Source organism: Pseudomonas sp. MWU13-2105 (genome assembly GCF_023242315.1).
In the GTDB taxonomy this organism is placed as follows: domain Bacteria; phylum Pseudomonadota; class Gammaproteobacteria; order Pseudomonadales; family Pseudomonadaceae; genus Aquipseudomonas.
In genome coordinates this window covers 67,900-89,795 of the sequence record NZ_JALLIY010000002.1, presented here as the reverse complement: position 1 = coordinate 89,795, position 21,896 = coordinate 67,900, and the positions used below count along the sequence as shown (strand labels likewise).

Here is a 21,896-nt window from a genome sequence, read left to right as displayed (position 1 = left end):
CGCCAACGTCAGGCAGCCTCGCGTCTATTCTTGGCAATTGACGATCAGACAGGGACTACGTCTGGATCGCTGGTTGCAGGACCGACCGAATAGGAGCCCGCATGCCCGTCGCCCCCCTCTCCCCGGATCGTTGGCTGGATGTCAACGAGCTGTTGCGCGAACTGGTCGCCCAGGGCTTTATCAGCCAGGACGCGGCCGAACAGGCCCTGGCCACTCGGCGTAACTCGCGCACGACCCAGCAGCATCCGCTGGAGTTCATCGCCGGCCAGCAGCTGGATGACCTGAGCCGTCCGGGTAAGACCCTGGACCTGGAAAGCCTGACCCTCTGGCTGGCCCGCCACGTCGGCCAGCCGTATCTGCGCATCGATCCGCTGAAGATCAACGTGGCCGCGGTAACCGCGTTGATGTCCTACGCCTTCGCGCAACGACACAAGATCCTCGCGGTGGCGGTCGACCGTGACAGCGTGACCATCGCCAGCGCCCAACCCCATGTGCGGGCCTGGGAGGCCGACCTCAGCCACGTGCTGAAACTGCCGATCCGCCGGGTGGTGGCCAACCCGCTGGATATCCAGCGCTTCACCGTGGAGTTTTTCCGCCTGGCCAAGTCGGTCAGCGGGGCCAGCCTGGTCGATCAGAAAAACCACAACCCGGGCAACTTCGAGCAGTTGCTCAACCTCGGCGCCAGCGACCAGGAGCCGGACGCCAACGATGCCCATATCGTCAACATCGTCGACTGGCTGTTCCAGTACGCCTTCCAGCAGCGGGCCAGCGATATCCATATCGAGCCGCGCCGCGAACAGGGCACGGTGCGCTTCCGCATCGACGGCGTGCTGCACAACGTCTACCAGTTCCCGCCCCAGGTGACCATGGCGATTGTCAGCCGCCTGAAAAGCCTGGGCCGGATGAACGTCGCGGAAAAGCGCAAGCCCCAGGACGGCCGGGTCAAGACCAAGACCCCGGACGGCGGCGAAGTCGAGTTGCGCCTGTCGACCTTGCCCACCGCGTTCGGCGAGAAGATGGTGATGCGCATCTTCGACCCGGAAGTGCTGCTCAAGGATTTCGACCAACTCGGTTTCGGTGCCGACGACCTGCGCCGCTGGCAGGACATGACCCGCCAGCCCAACGGCATCATCCTGGTCACCGGCCCCACCGGCTCGGGCAAGACCACCACGCTGTACACCACCCTGAAGAAGCTGGCGACCTCGGAGGTCAACCTCTGCACCATCGAGGACCCGATCGAGATGATCGAACCGGCCTTCAACCAGATGCAGGTCCAGCACAATATCGACCTGACCTTCGCCAGCGGCGTGCGCGCACTGATGCGCCAGGACCCGGACATCATCATGATCGGCGAGATCCGCGACCTGGAAACCGCCGAAATGGCGATCCAGGCCGCGCTCACCGGGCACCTGGTGCTCTCGACCCTGCACACCAACGACGCGCCGAGCGCCATCAGCCGCCTGCTGGAACTGGGGGTGCCGCATTACCTGATCAAGGCCACGGTGCTCGGGGTCATGGCCCAGCGCCTGGTGCGCACCCTGTGTCCGCACTGCAAGGCGCCGACCCAGCTGGAAGAGGAGGACTGGCAAAGCCTGACCCGGCCCTGGCAGGCGCCGATGCCGAGCGGCGCCCAGCGCGCCGTCGGCTGCCTGGAATGCCGCGATACCGGCTATCGCGGGCGCGCCGGGGTCTACGAGATCCTGGTGTTGAACGACGGCCTGAAGGCGCATATCCATGCCGACACCGACCTCCTGGCCCTGCGTCGCCAGGCGTTCAAGGACGGCATGCGCAGCCTGCGCCTGTCCGGCGCGCAGAAGGTCGCGGCGGGGCTGACCACCGTCGAGGAGGTGTTGCGGGTCACGCCGCAGAGCGAGCAGCGCTGATGAAAGTGTCACGACATGCGTCCATTGCCGAGTAAACACTTTTTATCCCGGCAAGCCCCGTTACACTCAAGGTAACCGCCTTCTCGATCAACACTTGCAACAGGGAATCGTCATGCAAATCGGTAGCGTACTCCTACTCTTCGTCGGCCTGGCCATTGCCCTGGTGTTCATGGGCTTCAAGGTCGTGCCCCAGGGTTATCAATGGACGGTGGAGCGCTTCGGGCGCTACACCAACACCCTCAAGCCGGGCCTGAATATCATCATCCCGGTCATGGACCGCATCGGCCGCAAGATCAACGTGATGGAAAGCGTGCTCGACATTCCGCCCCAGGAAGTCATCACCGCCGATAACGCCACGGTCCAGATCGATGCCGTGTGCTTCTTCCAGGTGGTCAATGCCGCCCAGGCCGCCTACGAGGTGAACAACCTCGAACACGCCATCCGCAACCTGTTGCAGACCAATATCCGCACCGTGCTCGGCTCCATGGAGCTGGACGCCATGCTCGGCCAGCGCGACGCCATCAACGAGCGCCTGTTGCGCACCGTCGACGAAGCCACCGCGCCCTGGGGCATCAAGGTGACCCGCATCGAGATCAAGGACATCAGCCCGCCCGCCGACCTGATGGCGGCCATGTCCGGGCAGATGAAGGCCGAACGGGTCAAGCGCGCGCAAATCCTCGAAGCCGAAGGCCTGCGCGCCTCGGCGATCCTCACCGCCGAAGGCAAGAAGCAGGCGCAGATCCTCGAAGCCGAGGGCGCCCGGCAGTCGGCCTTCCTCCAGTCCGAGGCCCGTGAGCGCCAGGCCGAAGCCGAAGCCCGGGCCACCCAGGTGGTCTCCGAGGCCATCGCCAAGGGTGACGTGCAGGCGGTGAACTACTTCGTCGCGCAGAAATACATCGACGCCCTGGGCAAGCTGGCCTCGGCCAACAACAGCAAGGTGATCCTGATGCCGTTGGAAGCCAGCCAGGTGATCGGCGCGATAGGTGGCATCGGCGAGATCGTCAAGGCCACGTTCGACAGCAAGAAACCCTGAGGCAGCGCCCATGTGGGAATTCCTGCAACACCTGTCCTTCTGGGACTGGCTGGCCCTCGGCACGCTGTTGTTGATTCTCGAAATATTCGGTGCCGGCGGTTACCTGCTGTGGGTCGGGACCGCCGCCGCCGCCGTGGGCGTCCTGACCTACCTGATTCCCGGCCTGCACTGGACCTTGCAATTCGTCCTGTTCGGCGTGCTGTCGATCCTCACCGCCTGGCTCTGGTGGAAGCGCCAGCGCAGCAACGCCCGGCCCAGCGACCAGCCTGGGCTCAACGAACGCGGTCATGATCTGGTCGGCAGGACCTTCATGGTGCATGTCGCCATTGTCGCCGGCCGCGGCAAGATCAAGGTCGGCGACAGTGTCTGGATGGCCAGCGGGCCGGATTGCGAGGTCGGCACCCGGGTCCGGGTGGTCGGCCAGGACGGCAGTACCTTGCATGTGCAAAGGATTGAGTGAAGTCAATTGAACTCCGGCATGACAACGGCAATCAAACCTTTCAAATACCCACACCGGAGTCACCCTCATGCGTCTTAAAACAGCAGTTGTCGCATTGGCCTTGTTTACCCTTCCCGTTGGCGCGGCGATGGCCGACGAGTTCTGGCGCAACGTCCTTTCCTCTGGCGCCACCACCGGTTCCACCTACCTGACCTTCAGGAAAGACCACAAGCTGGTGGCCGCGGCCCAGGACGATGCCAGCAGCTTCGTCGCCAGCAATGGCGGCATCCGTGGCCCTTACCTGGAGGCCGCCATGCAGAAACTGCGAGCCGACAACCCGGGCCTGAAGGTCACCGACATGGAGCTGGCCAACGCCATCCTGGCGAAGAACACTGTCGCCGAAGACTGATCCAAAGGCTTCCCCCCAGTCAAAACGCCGCTTAACCGCGGCGTTTTGCGTTGCCCGGCAGAAACCGCCGGCCGTCGCCCGGGCAGCGGCCCGGCGTGTTCGTTCAGCGTCCGGACAGCAAAAAAAGCACTGAATTTTCACCTTAAAACAGTATCATCGGCAGCATTGCAGCCTTGCTGCCTACTCTTCACTGCCGGTAGAGCACTGCCGGCCTTCACAGCGGACGTCACGACCCCATGAGCGAACTTCCTTTCCTGCCTTTTTCCAAACCGACCATCGACGAAGCGACCATTGCCGCCGTCGGCGATGTCCTGCGTTCCGGCTGGATCACCAGCGGTCCGAAGGTCGCGGCCTTTGAAGCGCAACTGTCGGAGTACTTCGGCGGGCGTCCGGTACGCACTTTCAACTCCGGCACCTGCACCATGGAAATCGCCTTGCGCATCGCCGGTATCGGCGCGGGCGACGAAGTGATCACCACGCCAATCTCCTGGGTGGCGACCGCCAACGTGATCATCGAAGTCGGCGCGACCCCGGTTTTCGCCGATATCGACCCGGTGACCCGCAATATCGACCTGGATAAGGTCGAGGCCGCCATCACCCCACGCACCAAGGCGATCATCCCGGTTTACCTGTCCGGCCTGCCGGTGGACATGGACCGCCTGTACGCCATCGCCAAGAAACACAACCTGCGCATCGTCGAAGACGCCGCCCAGGCCCTGGGTTCGGAATGGAACGGCCAGAAGATCGGTGCCCTCGGTGACCTGGTGTCGTTCAGCTTCCAGGCGAACAAGAACATCACATCCTCCGAAGGCGGCTGCCTGGTATTGAACAACGCCGAAGAAGCCCGCCTGGCCGAGAAGTATCGCCTGCAGGGCGTGACCCGTACCGGCCATGACGGCCTCGACGTGGACGTGCTGGGCGGCAAGTTCAACATGACCGACGTGGCCGCCGCCATCGGCCTGGGCCAGTTTGCCCATATCGACAAGATCACCCCGCACCGCCGTGAGCTGGCCGAATATTATTTCGAATGCTTCGGCAGTGATTTCGAAGAGAAATACGGCGCGCAGCTACCGGTGAAGGATTTCACCAACAGCAACTGGCATATGTTCCAGCTGGTACTGCCGGAGCGTCAGGACGGCCAGCCGGCCCGGGCAACCTTCATGGAAGAGATGAAGCAGCGCGGCATCGGCATCGGCTATCACTACCCGGCGATCCACCTGCTGAGCCTGTACCGCGAGCGCGGTTTCAAGGAAGGCATGTTCCCGATCGCCGAGCGCGTCGGGCGCCTGATCGTGTCGCTGCCGATGTTCAACGCCATGACCAAGGCCGATGTCGAGCGTTCGGTGGCCGCGGTCAAGGCGGTCCTGCAACCGTAACACCGGCAACGCCCTCTTCCACTGCGATGGAGAGAGGGCTTGCTCAGTCCTGTGGCGAGCGGGCTTGCCCGCGCTGGGCCGCGAAGCGGCCCTAAAACCAACGAACGCGGTAGATCAAAGCCGAGTTAGTCGGTTTTGCGACTGCTTCGCAGCTGAGCGTGGCGGTGCGGCGTTCCGACAAGCCCACTCGCCACCAGTGAGCGCACTCAGAAAATGAGTGCTCCCACAAAAACCAGGCTGGTGGATTACTCGCCGATAGCCTTCTTGTAACCCGCCGCATCCAGCAACTTCTCCAGCTCCGCCGCATTGCTCGGCTTGAGCTTGAAGATCCACGCGCCGTACGGATCGGAGTTCAGCAGCTCAGGCTCGCCGGACAACGCTTCGTTGACCGCGATCACCTCGCCCGACACCGGCGAATAGATATCCGAAGCGGCCTTCACCGACTCGACCACACCGGCCGCATCGCCAGCGGCGAACTCGGTACCGACTTCAGTCAACTCCACGAACACCACATCGCCCAAGGCTTCCTGGGCATGGTCGCTGATGCCGACGGTAACTGTACCGTCAGCTTCCAGGCGGGCCCATTCGTGGCTTTCGGCAAAACGCAGATCAACTGGGATATCGCTCATATTCAGTGTCCTCAAATTTAAGTATCAGTGGCGGAGCGATCGAGGGCCCGCCGGAAAAATCAGATCAAGGTTTTGCCATGACGCACGAACGTCGGCTTTACCACGCGAACCGGGTACCATTTGCCACGAATTTCAACTTCGGCGCGATCAGCCGTGGCGGCAGGAACACGCGCCAGCGCAATCGACTTGCTAAGCGTAGGAGAGAAACTACCACTGGTGATCTCTCCTTCGCCAACCTCGGCGATCCGAACCACCTGGTGAGCCCGCAGAACGCCGCGCTCTTCCAGCACCAGTCCGACCAGCTTGAGCTTGGCGCCGGCGGCTTTTTCCGCCTCCAGGGCGCTACGCCCGATAAAATCGCGATTCGCCGGCTCCCAGGCAACGGTCCAGGCCATATTGGCCGCCAACGGCGAAACGTCCTGGTGAATATCCTGGCCGTAAAGGTTCATGCCGGCTTCCAGGCGCAGGGTGTCACGGGCGCCAAGGCCGATGGGCGAAATACCCGCGCCCACCAGATCGTTGAAGAAACCCGGCGCCTGCTCGGCCGGCAGGATGATTTCCAGGCCGTCTTCCCCGGTGTAGCCGGTGCGGGCGATAAACCAGTCACCGTCGCTGCGGCCTTCGAAGGGCTTGAGTTGCTGGATCAGTTGGCCGCGGGACTGGCTCACCAGTTCGGCGATCTTGTGCCGGGCCTGGGGCCCCTGGATCGCCAGCATCGCCAGCTCCGGACGCTCGTGCAGTTGCACGTCGTAACCGGCGAGCCGGGCCTGCATCCAGGCCATGTCCTGATCACGGGTGGCGGCATTGACCACCAGGCGGTAACCGGCCTCGGTGCGATAGACAATCATGTCGTCGACCACCCCACCGTGCTCGTTGAGCATCGCGCTGTACAAGGCGCGACCGGCACCGTCCAGGCGCTCGACATCATTGGCCAGCAGGTGGCGCAACCAGGCCTTGGCCTGGCTGCCACTGATATCGATCACGGTCATGTGCGAGACATCGAACACGCCGCAGTCCCGTCGCACCTGATGGTGCTCCTCGACTTGCGAGCCGTAATGCAGTGGCATATCCCAACCGCCAAAATCGACCATCTTCGCGCCGAGGGCGAGGTGCAGGTCATAGAGAGGCGTACGCTGTCCCATGGGTTTCTCCTTCCGGGCGTGGCGAAGGCGCGGACAGGCAGGAAACCGGCTTGAGCCCTTTATGGATGGGGCCTTGAGTCCTGTTTCGTACCCGGTCTGTCAGACGGACCGCACCGAATGCCGCGCATTGTAGCCGCAAGGGGGAGCCATGACACCTAGCCGATGCGATGCGCCGAACGACGAATCAAGCCGATCACCGGCAACAACCCGACCAACACCAGCGTCAAAGCCGGCAGCGAGGCCCGTGCCCACTCCCCTTCGCTGGTCATTTCGAAGATCCGCACCGCCAGCGTGTCCCAGCCAAACGGACGCATCAGCAGGGTAGCGGGCATTTCCTTGAGCACATCGACGAACACCAGCAAGGCCGCGCTCAAGGCCCCGGGCAGCAGCAACGGCAGATACACTTTGCAAAATAGTAGTGGCCCACTGACCCCAAGGCTGCGCGCCGCCTCGGGCAAAGAAGGTCGGATACGGGCCAGGCTGTTTTCCAGCGGGCCATGGGCCACGGCGATAAACCGCACCAGATAGGCCAGCAACAAGGCCGACAGGCTGCCCAGCAACAACGGCTTGCCCGCCCCGCCCAGCCAGCCCGACAGCGGAACCACCAGGACCCGGTCCAGATAGCTGAACGCAAGCATGATCGACACCGCCAGCACCGAGCCCGGTAGTGCGTAGCCGAGATTGGCCAGGCTGACCCCGGCGCGAATGGCCCGGGTCGGCGCCTGGCGCCGGGCAAAGGCCAGCAGCAGGCCCACGCTGACGGTAATCAGGGCCGCCAGGACGCCCAGGTACAAGGTGTGCAGGATCAGCCCGGAGTAACGCTCGTCGAGATCGAAGCGACCGCGCTGCCAGAACCAGGCCAGCAATTGCAGCAGCGGGATGACGAAGGCGCAGGCGAATACCAGAAGGCACCAGGCACTGGCCGCCAGGGCCTTGAAGCCGTGCAGGTGATAAAGCGGCTGGGCCCGTGGGCGTTCATTGCCGCTGCGCACGGCACCACGGGCGCGACGTTCGCCGTAGAGCACCAGCATCACCGCCAGCAGCAGCAGGCTGGCCAACTGCGCGGCGCTGGAGAGACTGAAGAAGCCGTACCAGGTCTTGTAGATGGCGGTGGTGAAGGTGTCGAAGTTGAACACCGCGACGGCCCCGAAATCCGCCAGGGTCTCCATCAACGCCAGGGCCACGCCGGCGCCGATGGCCGGACGTGCCATGGGCAACGCCACCCGCCAGAACGCCTGCCAGGGCGATTGCCCGAGCACCCGGGCGGCTTCCATCAGGCCCTTGCCCTGGGCCATGAAGGCGCCGCGCGCGAGCAGGTAGACGTAGGGGTAGAAAACCAGCATCAGGACCAGGATCACCCCGCCGGTGGATCGCACCCGGGGCAGGCGCAGGCCGCTGCCGAACCACTCACGCAACAGGCTCTGCACCGGACCGGAGAAATCCAGCAGGCCGACAAAGACAAACGCCAGCACATAGGCAGGGATGGCGAACGGCAGCATCAGCGCCCAATCCAGCCAATGCCGACCGGGGAATTCGCAAAGGCTGGTGAGCCAGGCCAGACTGACGCCAAGCAAGGTGACGCCGACGCCGACGCCCAGCACCAGGGTCAGGGTGTTGCCCAGCAGGCGTGGCAGCTGGGTGTCCCAGAGATGGGACCAGATCTGCAGGTCGATCGCCTGCCAGGACAACAGCAGCACGCTCAGCGGCAGCAGGACCAGGGCGGCGACGGCAAAGACCGGAAGGTACCAGCGGCGTTGAGCGGGATGGGCCAAGGTGGTTCTCGGAGCAAAGGGATACGGCGATCAGTTGGGCTGACCATTTGTGGTGAGCGGGCAAACCCGCTCGCCACACCAGCCCGCTCACCACAGGATGGCATCTGGCCTGGAGTTGTAGCTTGCTCAATTCCAGCCGGCGCGATCCATCAGGCGGATGGCTTCAGCCTGGCGCTTGCCGGCAATTTCCACCGGCAAGGTATCGGGAACGAACCGGCCCCAGCTCGCCACTTCCGCCGACGGCGGCACCGCCGGGTTGGCCGGGAACTCCTGGTTCACGTCAGCGAAGATGCGTTGTGCCTCGGGGGTGGTCAGCCACTCCACCAGGGCCTTGGCCGCTTCCGGATGGGGGGCGTACCTGGTCAGGCCGATGCCCGAGAGATTCACATGCACGCCACGATCGCCCTGGTTCGGCCAGAACAGTTTGACCGCCAGGTTCGGGTTCTGCTTGTGCAGGCGACCGTAGTAGTAGGTGTTGACGATCCCGACGTCGCACTGCCCGGCATTGATCGCCTGCAACACGGCAATATCGTCGGAGAACACATCGGTGGACAGGTTACCAACCCAACCCTTGAGGATCTGCTCGGTCTTCTCGGCGCCATGGACTTCTATCAGGGTGGCGGTCAGCGACTGGTTGTAGACCTTCTTCGCCGTGCGCAGGCACAGACGGCCTTCCCACTGCTTGTCGGCGAGGGCTTCGTAGCTGCTCAGGTCGGCGGGCTTGACCCGTTCGGAGGAGTACGCCAGGGTCCGCGCGCGCAGGCTCAGGCCGGTCCACGCATGGGCGGACGAACGGTATTGCGGCGGAATATTGGCATCGATCAGCCTGGACGTGAAGGGCTGCAGGATGCCCATTTTTTCCGCCTGCCAGAGGTTGCCGGCATCGACGGTGAGCAGCAGGTCGGCGCTGGCGTTTTCGCCTTCGGCCTTGATCCGCTGCATCAGCGGCGCTTCCTTGTCGGTGATGAACTTGATCTTGACCCCGGTCTTCGCGGTATAGGCGTCAAAGACCGGCTTGATCAGTTCGTCGATGCGCGAAGAGTAGACCACCACTTCGTCGGCGGCGTGGGCAGTGCTGGCCATGAAGGAAAGGGCCAGGGCCGTCAGTAGACGCTTGGGTGCCAACATGGGGCGGTCTCTCGATTACGAAATGAGCGCGAAATGATAGTGACTCACATTTCGCTTCTCAAACCTAACCGTAGACGGAGGAGTTACCAGATGTTGCACAAGGGTCTGCCCATGAGACCGTGTAATCGTTCATCGCGAGCAAGCCCCGCTAAAACCATCAAGCCCTGGCCAGTTCCGGCAGATCGCCCGTCAGCCCCAGCGCCTGGCGTACGAACAGCGCCTTGGCTTCGGGCATCTGTTCGACGCTCTTCAATCCGGTGTTACGCAGCCAGCGCAGCGCCAGCGAGTCGGCCTGGAACAGCCGCTCGAAGCCTTCCATCGCCGCCATCAACCCCAGGTTGTGGGGCATGCGCCGCCGTTCGAAACGGCTGAGCACGCGCACATCCGCCAGCCGCTCGCCGCGCTCGCACGCATGCAACAGCACTTCAGCCAACACCGCCGCATCGAGGAAGCCCAGGTTCACGCCCTGGCCGGCCAATGGGTGAATGGTGTGCGCCGCATCGCCGATCAGCGCCAGGCCTTCGGCCACATAACGCTTGGCATGGCGCTGGCGCAGCGGCACGCAGAGCCGCGCATCAGCCGAAAGCACCGTGCCCAGCCGCCCTTCGAAGGCCCGCTCCAGTTCCCGGCAGAAGTCTTCCTCTTCCAGCAGCATAAGGCGCTGCGCCTGCTCCGGTGTGGTCGACCAGACGATCGAGCACCAGTCCTGCTGGCCATCGCGCTCCAGCGGCAAAAAGGCCAACGGGCCGTCATCGGTAAAGCGCTGCCAGGCGGTCATCTGGTGCGGTCGCGAGCTGCGCACACTGGTGACGATGGCGTGGTGCAGATAGTCCCATTCGCGGGTGGCGCAACCGGCCAAACGACGGACCGCCGAGTTGGCGCCGTCCGCCGCGATCACCAGCGGCGCGCGCAGCTTGCGGCCATCGGCCAGGGTCAGCAGCCAATCGTCGCCGGAGCGGCGCATCTGCTCCAGACGTGCGTTGGCCAGCAGGCCCATGTCGCAGTCATGCAGACGCTCGAGCAGGGCATCCTGGACCACCCGGTTCTCGACGATATGCCCCAGCACCTCGGCATGCACGCTGGCCGCCGAGAAGTGGATCTGCCCGGTGCCGCTGCCATCCCAGACCTGCATGTCGCGGTACGGGCTGGCCCGCCTGGCGCTGATCCCGGCCCACACACCGAGGCGTTCGAGAATCCGCTGGCTGGCGGCGGACAAGGCGCTGACCCGCGGCTCGAAAGCCGCCTGCGGGTCGAACGGCTTGACGCTCAGCGGGCTACCATCGAGCAGGAGGATCTCCAGCCCGCTGTCTTTCAACGCCAGGGCCAGGGCGCTTCCGACCATTCCGGCCCCGACAATCAGCACATCTGCGCGCATTTCCATGCTTTAAGCCTGTAATGAAGAGTGAGCATGCCCCTTGCGGGAGCCGGCTTGCCGGCTCCCGCAGGGTTTGGGATGTCGATACAGGCCCTAGACATCGGAACGGGTACCCAGGCCCATCGCTTGCCGGGCGAACCAGCGTTTGGCCGGCGGCAGCAGGTCGAGGCCCAGCAGGCCGATATTGCGCCCCAGGGCCACCAGCGGCTGGGCGTTGCCGAACAGGCGGGTGACCTGGTCGGAGAAACCCACTGTAAGCTGTTGGTCCAGGCGCTGACGCGCCTGGTAAGCCTGCAAGGTCGCCAGGTCGCCCAGCGCCGCGGTGCTCGCCAGCAAGGCCTCGGCCAGGGCCTGGGCATCGCGCAGGGACAGGTTGAAACCCTGCCCGGCAATCGGATGCAGGCTGTGGGCGGCGTTACCCAGTACCACCAGATGCGCCCGCACCTGCTCTTCGGCTTCCACAAGGCTCAGCGGGTACAGGTGCCGCGCACCGACCTGGCGCAAGGTGCCCAGGCGATAACCGAACACCCCCTGCAACTCCGCGAGGAAACTGCGCTCGTCCAGTTCGGCCAAGCGCTGGGCGTCCATCCCCTGCCGGGTCCAGACCAGCGCACAACGATTCTCCGGCAACGGCAGCAAGGCCATCGGCCCCTCGTCGGTAAAGCGCTCGAAAGCCATGCCGTTGTGGACTTCACTGGTGGTGATATTGGCGATCAGGGCACTCTGGTGATAGGAGCGTTTGCGCACCCCGATCCCCAGTTGCTCGCGCAACCCGGAGCGGCCACCGTCGGCGAGTATCGCCAGGTCGCAGTCCAGCTGGGTTTCATCACCCAGGGTCAGTCGATAGCCGTCTTCCAGCGGTTGCAGGTGGGTGACTTCGGCCGGGCATCGCCAACTGATCACGTCCCGGTCCAGCGCCTGCCACAGGCATTGCCCCAGCCAGGCGTTCTCCACCACGTAGCCCAGGGCCGGCACGCCCTCCTCCATCGCGGACAAGCGCGCCGTGGAGAAACGTCCGCGGTCGGACACATGAATCTGCTTGATCGGCTCGGCCCGCTGGCTGATCGACTGCCACACACCCAGGCGCTGATAGATCTGCCGGGCGCCGAAGGACAGCGCCGAAGAACGCGCGTCGTAGCTGGGCTGATAACTGTCGCCGGGGGCGAACGGTTCGATCAGGGTAATCTTCCAGCCCCGGGCCTTGGCCCCGGCCTGCAAGGCCAGCGCCAGGCTGGCACCGACCAGGCCACCACCGATGATCGCCAGATTGACCCGACTCATGCCGCTTCGGTCCGGGCAGCGGCCATCAATGCCTCGATCCCGGCGACGGTCTTGGGCACGCCGCCGGTAAGAATTTCACAGCCTTGCCTGGTCACCACTACATCATCCTCAATGCGCACACCGATGCCTCGCCATTTCTTCGCCACGTTCTGGTTGTCCGGGGAGATATAGATCCCCGGCTCCACGGTCAGCGCCATGCCGACCTCCAACACGCGCCATTGATCACCGACCTTGTAGTCGCCGACATCATGCACATCCATCCCCAGCCAATGACCGGCACGGTGCATGTAGAACGCCTTGTGGGCTTCGGCGGCGATCAACTCGTCGACATTGCCCTGCAACAGCCCCAGTTCGACCAGCCCGGCGGTAATCACCCGCACCGTGGCCTCGTGGGCCTGGTTCCAATGCTTGTCCGGCGCGATCTCGGCGAAGGCCGCTTCCTGGGCCGCCAGCACCAGTTCGTAGATCGCCTTCTGCTCCGGCGAAAACCGTCCGCTGACCGGCCAGGTGCGGGTGATATCGCTGGCGTAGCAGTCGATCTCGCAACCGGCATCGATCAGCACCAGGTCACCGTCCTTGAGCACCGCGTCATTCTGCTGGTAATGCAGGATGCAGCTGTTGCGCCCGGCCGCGACGATGGAGCCATAGGCCGGCATCTTCGCCCCGCCCCTGCGGAACTCGTAGTCCAGTTCGGCTTCCAGGCTGAATTCATGCAAGCCGGCGCGGCTGGCCTGCATCGCGCGCACATGGGCCCGGCAGGAAATCGCCGCGGCCTCGCGCATCACCTTCACTTCCGCCGCCGATTTATACAGGCGCATGTCGTGCAGCAGGTGATCCAGGGCAACGAATTCGTTCGGCGGTTGCGCACCGAGGTGGGCCTTGGAACGGATCACGTTGATCCACTCCATCAGGTGCCGGTCGAATTCCGGGTTGCTGCCCATGGCCGAATAGACCCGGTCGCGCCCTTCGATCAGGCCCGGGAGAATGTCGTCGATATCGTTGATCGGAAACGCGTCGTCGGCGCCGAAGTCACGGATCGCGCCCTCCTGGCCGGCGCGCAGGCCGTCCCAGAGCTCGCGCTCGACATTGCGCTCACGGCAGAACAACAGGTATTCGCCGTGGGGGCGGCCAGGGATCAGCACGATCACCGCCTGGGGCTCGGGAAAGCCGCTCAGGTACTGGAAGTCGCTGTCCTGGCGATAGACGTGCTCGACATCGCGATTGCGGATTGCCACGGCAGCGGCCGGCAGGATCGCGATGCTGTTGGGTTCCATCTGCGCCATCAGGGCCTTGCGGCGCCGGGCGTATTCCGCTTTCGGGATATGGATCATGGGCAGATGGGGCTCCCTGTCTGAAGGCGTCTTAATGCAGAGAAGGCTTGGCAGCCGGTTCAGCCGGTTTGTTGATTTCGGTGAACAGCAGCAACGGCGCGACCCGCAGGTATTCCATGACTTCCATGTAATCGCTTTCGCCGTCGTCGGACTCTTCCAGGGCATCCTGCACCTGGGCGATGGCCGCCAGGTCCTGGAGCACCTCGGTGGCTTCGACGCTCAGGGCGTTGGCGCGGTAGGTCAGGCCGAAACCGGCGAGGAAACCCTGGCACCACTGGCCCAGGGCAATGGCGCGCTCGGTCAGCGGCGCGTCGTCGGTGGGCAACAGCAGGACAACGGTCATGTCGTCGCTGGTAAGCTCGCCCTTGACCATCTCCTGCAAGCCGATCAGGGCGTTGCGCACGTTATCTTGCGGTTCGCCTTCGAGCAGCTCGGCGGCGTCCACCAGCCAGCTGTCGGCTTCGAAGCCGGCACCGGCGCAGCTGCGGCCGAGCAACAGGCCGTGCAGTTCGGCCGGCGAGACAGGGTGACCGCTGGTGCTCAGCAGGGTGGCAAAGGCGTTATACGGGGAATTCTGAATAGGCATGGGCGGCTAGGCGCCAAGCGGCGCAATGTCTAGAATGAAGGCCTTGTATCCTAGCATTCGCGCACGAGCCAGACCATCGGCCGTCCAAACGTTTGCTCCATGCTGTGATTACTACCGCTCATCAGTCATATTCAGTGGATACCCGATGGAAGACACCGACCTGCACGCGCTGATGGCCAGACTCGAACTGCTGATTACCCGGGTCGAGCAACTAAAAAGCCAAAACGGACTCTTACTAGCTCAGGAAAAGACCTGGCGCGAGGAGCGCGCAACCCTCATTGAAAAAAACGAAATCGCCCGGCGTAAGGTCGAATCAATGATTTCGCGCCTCAAAGCCCTGGAGCAAGACTCATGAGTTCAAGCAATAACGTGACCGTGCAGATCCTCGACAAAGAATATTCGATCATCTGCCCGCAGGAAGAACGCAGCAACCTGGTCAGTGCCGCTCGTTACCTGGACGGCAAGATGCGCGAGATCCGCAGCAGCGGCAAAGTCGTCGGTGCCGACCGCATCGCCGTGATGGCCGCGCTGAACATCACCCACGACCTGCTGCACCGCCAGGAGCGCCCTGATGTACAGGCCAGTGGCTCGACCCGCGAACAGGTACGGGATCTGCTCGATCGTGTCGATTTGGCGCTGTCCGCTGATCCGGACAACAGCAAAGGCTGATTCCTACGGCCAGTTTCGGGTATACTGATGCCACTCCCTGGAGTGCTTGCCAGTTGGTGATGTCCCTGAGCCGATTCGCAAAACCACGGGAGTTGCACGTTGGGGCCGGTGCGCATGTCCGCTAGACGGAAAGCCTTAAGGCCTCCTGCAACTTCCACCTTGAACTCTCGGGTTCAAGGGCTAAGCCGACAGCGGTACGTCGGGGAGCCTGATTCCAATCCACTGCCGGCTATCATTGCCGGCATTGGTGTTAACGAGTTGCCGTCCTGGTCGCTCGATTGCCCAAGCCAGATGCCATGACCGAACCTGCGCCGCCTTCCCGCCCGCAACTTCGACGACTGCTGCGCAAAGCCCGCCGCGCACTCAGCGCCAGCGAACAACGCCAGGCTGCTCGCGGCCTGTATCGGCAATTGGCACAACACCCGCTGTTTCGTCGCGCCCGCCATATCTCCCTGTACCTGCCCACTGACGGTGAGATCGACCCGCGCCTGCTGCTGCGTGAAGCACAACGACGCGGCAAGCACACCTATCTGCCGGTGCTGAGCGCCTGGCCGCGCACGCGGATGGTGTTCCAGCGCATTCGGCCGGGGGAGAAGCTGCAACCCAATCGTTTTCGTATTCTCGAACCACGGGTCAACCTGGCCGCGCAACGCAAGGTCTGGACATTGGACCTGGTGCTGCTGCCATTGGTGGGTTTCGATATCGAGGGTGGACGCTTGGGGATGGGCGGTGGTTTCTATGACCGCAGCCTGGCTTATCTGGCCCGCCGCCAAAGCTGGCGCAAGCCGACGCTGCTGGGGCTGGCCCATGAATGTCAGAAAGTCGGGAAGTTGAATCAGGCCAGCTGGGATGTGCCATTACAAGGCACGGTCACGGACCGCGCCTGGTATTTCGCGCAATAACGAGTCGGGGCGATCCGGCAAGAGCCGCCGGGATCAGCGCTTGAACAGGGTCGACTGCTGCGGCTGCTGCTGGACGATTTCCACCGGCACGTCTTTCTTGCCGGACCAGAGGCCCTGGGCATAGCCGGTAGTGACCACGCCCAAACCGAACAAAATCACCAAAATCCATAGTAAATCCGGTTTGCGTTTCATCGATTGCCCCCCTAGGCAAATGATCCACGATGACAGCAACGGTTTTCGTTATAGGCCGTGCAGCAGCGTCAAGCTTAAAATCCCGGCATTTTGCGATAACGTGAAGCACTACGCAAACATTGGCGTCAACCGACCGTCGGTTAGTACGCGGAATTGCCCGACAAATTGCCCAAGGAGCAAAACCATGGCCTATTGGCTGATGAAATCCGAGCCCGACGAGCTGTCCATCGGCGGCCTGGCCAAGCTCGGTGAGACGCGCTGGGATGGCGTGCGCAATTACCAGGCGCGCAATTTCCTGCGGGCTATGGCGCTCGGCGACGAGTTTTTCTTCTATCACTCAAGTTGCCCGGAGCCGGGGATTGCCGGGATTGGCCGGATTGTCGCGGCGGCCTATCCGGACCCGACGGCGCTGGACCCCGAGAGCGCGTATCACGACCCCAAGGCCAGTGCCGAGAAGAATCCCTGGAGCGCATTGCAGGTCGCCCATGTGGAAACCTTTGGCAAGGTGCTCGGGCTTGGTTACCTGAAGCAGCAGGCCGAGTTGGCGGAGATGCCGCTGGTGCAGAAAGGCAGCCGGTTGTCGGTGATGCCGGTCACCGCCGAACAGTGGGCCGCAGTTCTGGCCTTGCGCTGAATCCAAGGGCCTCTTCGCGGGCAAGCTCCGCGAAGAGGCCGGCACGAACAACACAACGTCCAACGATGCACCCTGCACCCGATTCAGGTTAGGCTTACCGTTCATTTGACCAATATCAACGCGTTTCGCCACGCATTCGGTCAAGATCGGCCGCTACTGACGCAGGATGCAGCAATGTCGATGAATCAACACAGTTCCCGTCTTTTCGCCGCCGCCCTCCTCGTGCTACTGGCCGCCGCCGGTGGCTTCGGCTACTGGAAATCCCTTCACGACCGCCTGCCCGAAGGCCTCGGCATGGGCAACGGCCGCCTCGAAGCCACCGAAGTGCAGATCGCCAGCAAAACCCCGGGGAGGCTGGCCGAAGTGCTGGTCAACGAAGGCGACAAGGTCACCCAGGGGCAACTGCTCGCCCGCATCGACACCCGCACCCTCGAAGCCCAGCGCAACCAGGCCGAAGCCGAAGTGCTGCGGGCCCGCGAGAACTTCGCGGCGAACCAGGCCAACGTGCAACTGCGCCAAAGCGAACTGTTGCTCGCCGGCCAGGAGCTCAAGCGTTTTCGCGAACTGTCCCAGCGCGGCTTCGCCAGCGGCCAGGTGATCGACCAGCAACAATCCCGCTACGATACCAGCAGCGCCGCGCTGACCGCCGCCAAGGCCCAGGTCTCGGCCACCAGCGCCGCCATCGGCGCGGCCCAGGCCCAGGTCGCCCAGCTGACCAGCGAAATCGATGACAGCAGCCTGCGCGCGCCCCTCGACGGCATTATCCAGTTGCGCCTGGCCGAACCCGGGGAAGTCCTCGGCGCCGGCGGCCGGGTGTTGCTGCTGATCGACCCCAACGACCAGTACATGAACCTTTACCTGCCCGCCTCCGTGGTCGGCCGCCTGACCCAGGGCGACGACGCCCGGGTCGTGCTCGACGCCCTGCCCGAACACCCGTTGCCGGCGAAAGTCGCCTTCGTCGCCGCCAAGTCGCAGTTCACACCCAAGGAAGTGGAGACCCGTGACGAGCGGCAGAAACTGGTGTTCCGGGTCAAACTGCGCCTGACCGAGCCCGCCGCCGTGCCCCAGGCCAAGCCCGGCATGCCCGGCGCCGGCTACGTGCGCACAAGCCCCGTGGACTGGCCGGCCAATCTGAAATGAGCGACCTGGCGCTGCAAGCCAGTGGCATCCAGCATCGCTACGGCGACCAACAGGCCCTGGTCGATATCGCCTTCAGCCTGCCCGTCGGTACCCGTTGCGGTCTGATCGGCCCGGACGGCGCCGGCAAATCCAGCCTGCTAGGATTGATCGCCGGGGTCAAGAAGCTCCAGCAAGGCCAACTGCAAGTGCTCGGTGGGGCGATCGACGAGCGCCGCCACCGTGCCAGCCTGTACCCGCGCATCGCCTTCATGCCCCAAGGTCTGGGCGGCAACCTTTACCCCGACTTGTCGATCAGCGAGAACATCCGCTTCTTCGCCACTCTGTTCGGCCTGGGCAAAGCCGAGTGCAACCTGCGCATGCACAACCTGCTGCGCGCCACCGACCTTGAGCACTTCAGCGAACGGCCGGCCGGCAAGCTCTCCGGCGGCATGAAGCAGAAACTCGGCCTGTGCTGCGCGCTGATCCACGACCCCGACCTGCTGATCCTCGACGAGCCCACCACCGGCGTCGACCCGCTGTCGCGGCGGCGCTTCTGGGAACTGGTGGACGAATTCCGCCGCCAACGCCCGCAACTGACGCTGCTGGTGGCCACCGCCTATATGGAAGAGGCCGAACAGTTCGAGCATTGCCTGATGCTCGACCGTGGCCGCCTGATCGCCGCGGGCCCGAGCCCGGAGCTCGCCGCCAGCACCGCGAGCGGCAAGCTCGACGACGCCTTCACCCATTACCAGGGCGACAGCGGCCACGACAACCAACCCCTGGTGATCCCGCCACGCAGCGGCAGCCAGACCGATATCGCCATCGAAGCCCACGAATTGACCTTGCGTTTCGGCGACTTCACGGCGGTAAACAAGGTCAGCTTCGCCATCGGCCGCGGCGAGATCTTCGGTTTTCTCGGTTCCAACGGCTGCGGCAAGACCACCACGATGAAGGTCCTCACCGGCCTGATGCCGGCCAGCGAAGGCAGCGCCACGCTGCTCGGCAAGCCGGTGGACGCCGCGGACCTGGCAACCCGCAAACGCGTCGGCTTCATGTCCCAGAGTTTCTCGCTGTATGGCGAGCTCAGCACGCGGCAGAACCTTGAATTGCATGCACGCCTGTTCGACCTGCCCAAGGCCGACAGCGCGACACGGATCGAAGAGCTGATCCAGCGCTTCGACCTCGGCCAGATCGCCGAGCAGCCGTCCGGCGCCCTGCCCCTGGGCCTGCGCCAGCGCCTGTCGCTGGCGGTGGCGGTGCTGCATCGCCCGGAAGTGCTGATCCTCGACGAACCCACCTCCGGAGTCGATCCGGCGGCTCGGGACGACTTCTGGCGCCTGCTGATCGAACTGTCGCGGGAACAGGGAGTGACGATCTTTCTCTCCACCCACTTCATGAACGAAGCCCAGCGCTGCGACCGCATTTCCTTGATGCATGCCGGCCAAGTGCTCGCCTGCGACACCCCGGACGCCCTGCAACGGCAGTTCCACGGTGACACACTGGAGGCGGCCTTTGTCCGCTGCCTGGAGCAAGCACAAGGCAGCTCGCCGGAGCCCCAGGCCGCCACAGGCGACACGGCGCCGCCGACATCCAGCCTGGCACCGAACAAGACCGGCTTCAGCCCCGCGCGCCTGCTGGCCGTGGCCAGCCGCGAAGGCAAGGAACTGCTGCGCGACAAGGTACGGCTGGCCTTCGCCCTGCTCGGCGCGCTGTTCATGATGGTGATCTTCGGCTACGGGATTTCCCTGGATGTGGAGAACCTCGCCTTCGCCGTCTATGACCAGGACCAGACACCGCAAAGCCGGGCCTACCTGGAAGCCTTCCGCGGCTCGCGCTACTTCGATGAGAAAACCCCGATCCGCGATGCCGCGCAACTGCACCAGCGCCTGCAACGCTCGGAAATCAAGCTGGCGCTGGAGATCCCCCCGGGCTTCGGCCGCGACCTGTATGCCGGACGCCAACCCACGGTGGCCGCCTGGCTGGACGGCGGCATGCCGTTCCGTGCCGAAACCAGTCGCAACTATGTCGAGGCCGTGCATCAGGCCAACCTCGAACAACTGGCGGCGCAAAGCAGCCCGGCCTACGACACTCGCCCCGCCGCCCGCCTGGAAACCCGCTTTCGCTACAATCAGGACGTGGTCAGCGTAAACGCCATCGGCCCCGGCGTCATGGCGCTGATCCTGGCCTTTATCCCGGCGATGCTCACCGCCCTGGGCATTGTCCGCGAGAAGGAGCTCGGTTCGATCACCAACTTCTATGCCACGCCCCTGACCCGCCTGGAGTTCCTGCTGGGCAAGCAGGCGCCTTATCTGGCAGTCAGCCTGGTCAACCTGGCCCTGCTGGTGGCGATGAACCGCTGGCTGTTCGGCGTGCCGTTCAAGGGCAGCGGCCTGACCCTGGCCCTGGGCGGCGTGCTCTATGTGCTGGCGACCACCGGCATGGGCCTGCTGATCTCGGCCTTCACCCGTACCCAGATCGCCGCGATCCTCGGCACCATGATCATCACCAGTCTGCCGACCATCCAGTTTTCCGGATTGATCGTGCCGCGCTCGTCGCTGGACGGCGGTGCCGCGCTGATGGGCATGCTGTTCCCCGCCGGGCACTTTCTCGATATCGCCGTCGGCACCTTCACCAAGGCCCTGGACCTGCGTGAGCTGTGGCCGCAGTGCCTGGCGCTGTTCGGATTCTTCGTCGCCTTTACCGGCCTGAGCCTGATCATGCTCAAGAAGCAGGAGGCCTGATGCACAAGCTCACCCACATCCTGCGCCTCGGCATCAAGGAACTGACCAGCCTGCGCCACGACAGCGTCCTGCTGCTGTTCCTGTTCTATGCCTTCAGCGTGGCGATCTACATGCCCGCGGCCGGCTCGGTGATCGGCGTGCACAACGCCAGTGTCGCCCTGGTGGACGAGGACCGCAGCGCACTGTCGCGCAAACTGGGCGATGCCCTGCAACCGCCGGAATTCCAGCGCCCGGCGGCGCTGGCCTACGACCGCCTGGACGCCGCCCTGGACAGCGGCCAGTACACCTTCGTGATCAATGTGCCGGCCAACTTCCAGAGCGACCTGCTGGCCGGCCGCTCACCCACCATTCAGGTCAATGTCGACGCCACTGCCATGAGCCAGGCCTTCATGGGCGCCGGCTATATCGGGCGGATCTTCCAACGCGAACTCCTCGAGTACGGCGGCCAGGCCGACGCCGCGAGCCAGACGCCGGTGCTACTGACCAGCCGGGCGTTGTTCAACTCCAACCTGGAAGGTGGCTGGTTCCTGGCGGTGATCCAGATCGTCAACAACATCACCATCCTGGCGATCATCCTCACCGGCACCGCGCTGCTGCGCGAACGCGAGCACGGCACCCTGGATCACCTGCTGGTGCTGCCGCTCACGGCCCTGGAAATCATGCTGGCGAAAATCTGGAGCAACCTGCTGGTGGTGGTGATCTGCACCTGGGTGTCGCTGGAGGTGATCGTCAAGGGCGCACTGGGCGTGCCGCTGGCCGGCTCGCTGGGGTTGTTCCTGGGGGTAACGGCGCTGTATCTGTTCGCCAGCACGGCGCTGGGGATTTTCCTCGCAACCCTGGCCCGCTCGACCCCACAGTTCGGCTTGCTGGCGATCCCGGTGATTATCCCCATGCTCCTGCTGTCCGGCGGCAGCACGCCGCTGGACAGCATGCCGCAGTGGCTGCAATGGGTGATGCAGGGCTCGCCGTCGACGCACTTTGTCAGCCTGAGCGCGGCCATCCTGTTCCGCAATGCCGGAATCAGCGTGGTCTGGCCGGATGTACTGGCGCTGGCGACTATCGGCCTGGTGTTCTTCTCGATTGCCCTGGCGCGGTTTCGCAAGAGCCTGGCGTCCTGAGTTGCCACTCAGCCAAAGCCGAGCACGGTCTTGTGGCGAGCGGGCTTGCCCGCGCTGGGGGCGAAGCCCCCTAAAACCGGAGAAATGGGTGTGTCAGGTAGACCGAGATAGCCGGTTTCAGGGCCGCTTCACGCCCC

General features: G+C 64.1%; 21 protein-coding genes and 1 other RNA gene. 13 read left to right on the top strand and 9 right to left on the bottom strand.

Features of this window, described 5'->3' with window-relative positions:
• Positions 1-101 precede the first annotated feature (101 nt).
• The 5 genes from M5B96_RS03150 to M5B96_RS03130 all read left to right on the top strand — a co-directional run bounded on the left by M5B96_RS03150 (position 102) and on the right by M5B96_RS03130 (position 5,140).
• On the top strand, positions 102-1,883 hold the full coding sequence (locus M5B96_RS03150; protein ID WP_248795036.1) for a GspE/PulE family protein: 1,782 nt from the start codon (positions 102-104) through the stop codon (positions 1,881-1,883).
• Between the two features lie 112 nt (positions 1,884-1,995).
• Entirely contained in the window at positions 1,996-2,916 is a 921-nt protein-coding gene (locus M5B96_RS03145; protein WP_248795035.1) for an SPFH domain-containing protein, read from the top strand.
• Between the two features lie 10 nt (positions 2,917-2,926).
• On the top strand, positions 2,927-3,376 hold the full coding sequence (locus M5B96_RS03140) for an NfeD family protein (protein ID WP_248795034.1): 450 nt from the start codon (positions 2,927-2,929) through the stop codon (positions 3,374-3,376).
• A 67-nt stretch (positions 3,377-3,443) separates the two neighbouring features.
• Positions 3,444-3,764 (top strand): DUF2388 domain-containing protein, encoded by a 321-nt coding sequence (locus M5B96_RS03135; RefSeq protein ID WP_248795033.1) that lies wholly within the window; start codon positions 3,444-3,446, stop codon positions 3,762-3,764.
• Between the two features lie 236 nt (positions 3,765-4,000).
• Positions 4,001-5,140: a DegT/DnrJ/EryC1/StrS family aminotransferase gene (locus M5B96_RS03130; protein ID WP_248795032.1), complete on the top strand. Its 1,140-nt coding sequence runs from the start codon at positions 4,001-4,003 to the stop codon at positions 5,138-5,140.
• A 245-nt stretch (positions 5,141-5,385) separates the two neighbouring features.
• On the opposite strand, the gene gcvH is transcribed toward M5B96_RS03130, so the two are convergent.
• The 8 genes from gcvH to M5B96_RS03090 form a co-directional block, all read right to left on the bottom strand.
• The gene (gene gcvH, locus M5B96_RS03125) at positions 5,386-5,769 is read right to left on the bottom strand and encodes a glycine cleavage system protein GcvH (protein WP_248795031.1); all 384 of its coding nucleotides are present in this window, start codon (positions 5,767-5,769) and stop codon (positions 5,386-5,388) included.
• A gap of 59 nt (positions 5,770-5,828) precedes the next feature.
• Positions 5,829-6,911 carry a glycine cleavage system aminomethyltransferase GcvT gene (gene gcvT, locus M5B96_RS03120; protein WP_248795030.1) on the bottom strand — a complete coding sequence of 361 codons (1,083 nt, stop codon included), beginning with the start codon at positions 6,909-6,911 and terminating at the stop codon, positions 5,829-5,831.
• 155 nt (positions 6,912-7,066) lie between these two features.
• Complete coding sequence (locus M5B96_RS03115) at positions 7,067-8,683, bottom strand: ABC transporter permease (protein WP_248795029.1); 1,617 nt, start codon at positions 8,681-8,683, stop codon at positions 7,067-7,069.
• A gap of 126 nt (positions 8,684-8,809) precedes the next feature.
• Positions 8,810-9,811 (bottom strand): extracellular solute-binding protein, encoded by a 1,002-nt coding sequence (locus tag M5B96_RS03110; protein WP_248795028.1) that lies wholly within the window; start codon positions 9,809-9,811, stop codon positions 8,810-8,812.
• 157 nt (positions 9,812-9,968) lie between these two features.
• Positions 9,969-11,186 carry a 2-octaprenyl-3-methyl-6-methoxy-1,4-benzoquinol hydroxylase gene (locus tag M5B96_RS03105; RefSeq protein WP_248795412.1) on the bottom strand — a complete coding sequence of 406 codons (1,218 nt, stop codon included), beginning with the start codon at positions 11,184-11,186 and terminating at the stop codon, positions 9,969-9,971.
• 93 nt (positions 11,187-11,279) lie between these two features.
• A complete protein-coding gene (gene ubiH, locus M5B96_RS03100; RefSeq protein WP_248795027.1) occupies positions 11,280-12,467 on the bottom strand; it encodes a 2-octaprenyl-6-methoxyphenyl hydroxylase in 1,188 nt (395 codons plus the stop codon).
• Entirely contained in the window at positions 12,464-13,798 is a 1,335-nt protein-coding gene (pepP, locus tag M5B96_RS03095) for a Xaa-Pro aminopeptidase (RefSeq protein WP_248795026.1), read from the bottom strand. The genes ubiH and pepP overlap by 4 nt, the downstream gene beginning before the upstream one ends.
• A gap of 31 nt (positions 13,799-13,829) precedes the next feature.
• The gene (locus M5B96_RS03090; protein WP_248795025.1) at positions 13,830-14,384 is read right to left on the bottom strand and encodes a YecA family protein; all 555 of its coding nucleotides are present in this window, start codon (positions 14,382-14,384) and stop codon (positions 13,830-13,832) included.
• Positions 14,385-14,529: 145 nt separating this feature from the next.
• Between M5B96_RS03090 and M5B96_RS03085 the strand changes: the two genes are divergently transcribed.
• From M5B96_RS03085 to M5B96_RS03070, 4 genes are all read left to right on the top strand, one after another.
• Positions 14,530-14,739: a TIGR02449 family protein gene (locus M5B96_RS03085; RefSeq protein ID WP_100942079.1), complete on the top strand. Its 210-nt coding sequence runs from the start codon at positions 14,530-14,532 to the stop codon at positions 14,737-14,739.
• Complete coding sequence (locus M5B96_RS03080; RefSeq protein WP_100942080.1) at positions 14,736-15,053, top strand: cell division protein ZapA; 318 nt, start codon at positions 14,736-14,738, stop codon at positions 15,051-15,053. The genes M5B96_RS03085 and M5B96_RS03080 overlap by 4 nt, the downstream gene beginning before the upstream one ends.
• Positions 15,054-15,084: 31 nt before the next feature.
• A non-coding RNA gene (gene ssrS / locus M5B96_RS03075) (6S RNA) lies at positions 15,085-15,263 on the top strand.
• An 86-nt stretch (positions 15,264-15,349) separates the two neighbouring features.
• The gene (locus M5B96_RS03070; protein ID WP_248795024.1) at positions 15,350-15,955 is read left to right on the top strand and encodes a 5-formyltetrahydrofolate cyclo-ligase; all 606 of its coding nucleotides are present in this window, start codon (positions 15,350-15,352) and stop codon (positions 15,953-15,955) included.
• A 33-nt stretch (positions 15,956-15,988) separates the two neighbouring features.
• On the opposite strand, the gene M5B96_RS03065 is transcribed toward M5B96_RS03070, so the two are convergent.
• Entirely contained in the window at positions 15,989-16,147 is a 159-nt protein-coding gene (locus tag M5B96_RS03065) for a hypothetical protein (protein WP_100942082.1), read from the bottom strand.
• A 184-nt stretch (positions 16,148-16,331) separates the two neighbouring features.
• Here M5B96_RS03065 and M5B96_RS03060 point away from each other — a divergent pair, with 184 nt between their 5' ends.
• The 4 genes from M5B96_RS03060 (at position 16,332) to M5B96_RS03045 (ending at position 21,759) form a co-directional block, all read left to right on the top strand.
• A complete protein-coding gene (locus tag M5B96_RS03060; RefSeq protein WP_248795023.1) occupies positions 16,332-16,781 on the top strand; it encodes an EVE domain-containing protein in 450 nt (149 codons plus the stop codon).
• Between the two features lie 174 nt (positions 16,782-16,955).
• On the top strand, positions 16,956-17,921 hold the full coding sequence (locus tag M5B96_RS03055) for an HlyD family secretion protein (RefSeq protein WP_248795022.1): 966 nt from the start codon (positions 16,956-16,958) through the stop codon (positions 17,919-17,921).
• A complete protein-coding gene (gene rbbA, locus M5B96_RS03050; RefSeq protein ID WP_248795021.1) occupies positions 17,918-20,641 on the top strand; it encodes a ribosome-associated ATPase/putative transporter RbbA in 2,724 nt (907 codons plus the stop codon). The genes M5B96_RS03055 and rbbA overlap by 4 nt, the downstream gene beginning before the upstream one ends.
• A complete protein-coding gene (locus M5B96_RS03045) occupies positions 20,641-21,759 on the top strand; it encodes an ABC transporter permease (protein WP_248795020.1) in 1,119 nt (372 codons plus the stop codon). The genes rbbA and M5B96_RS03045 overlap by 1 nt, the downstream gene beginning before the upstream one ends.
• Positions 21,760-21,896 lie beyond the last annotated feature (137 nt).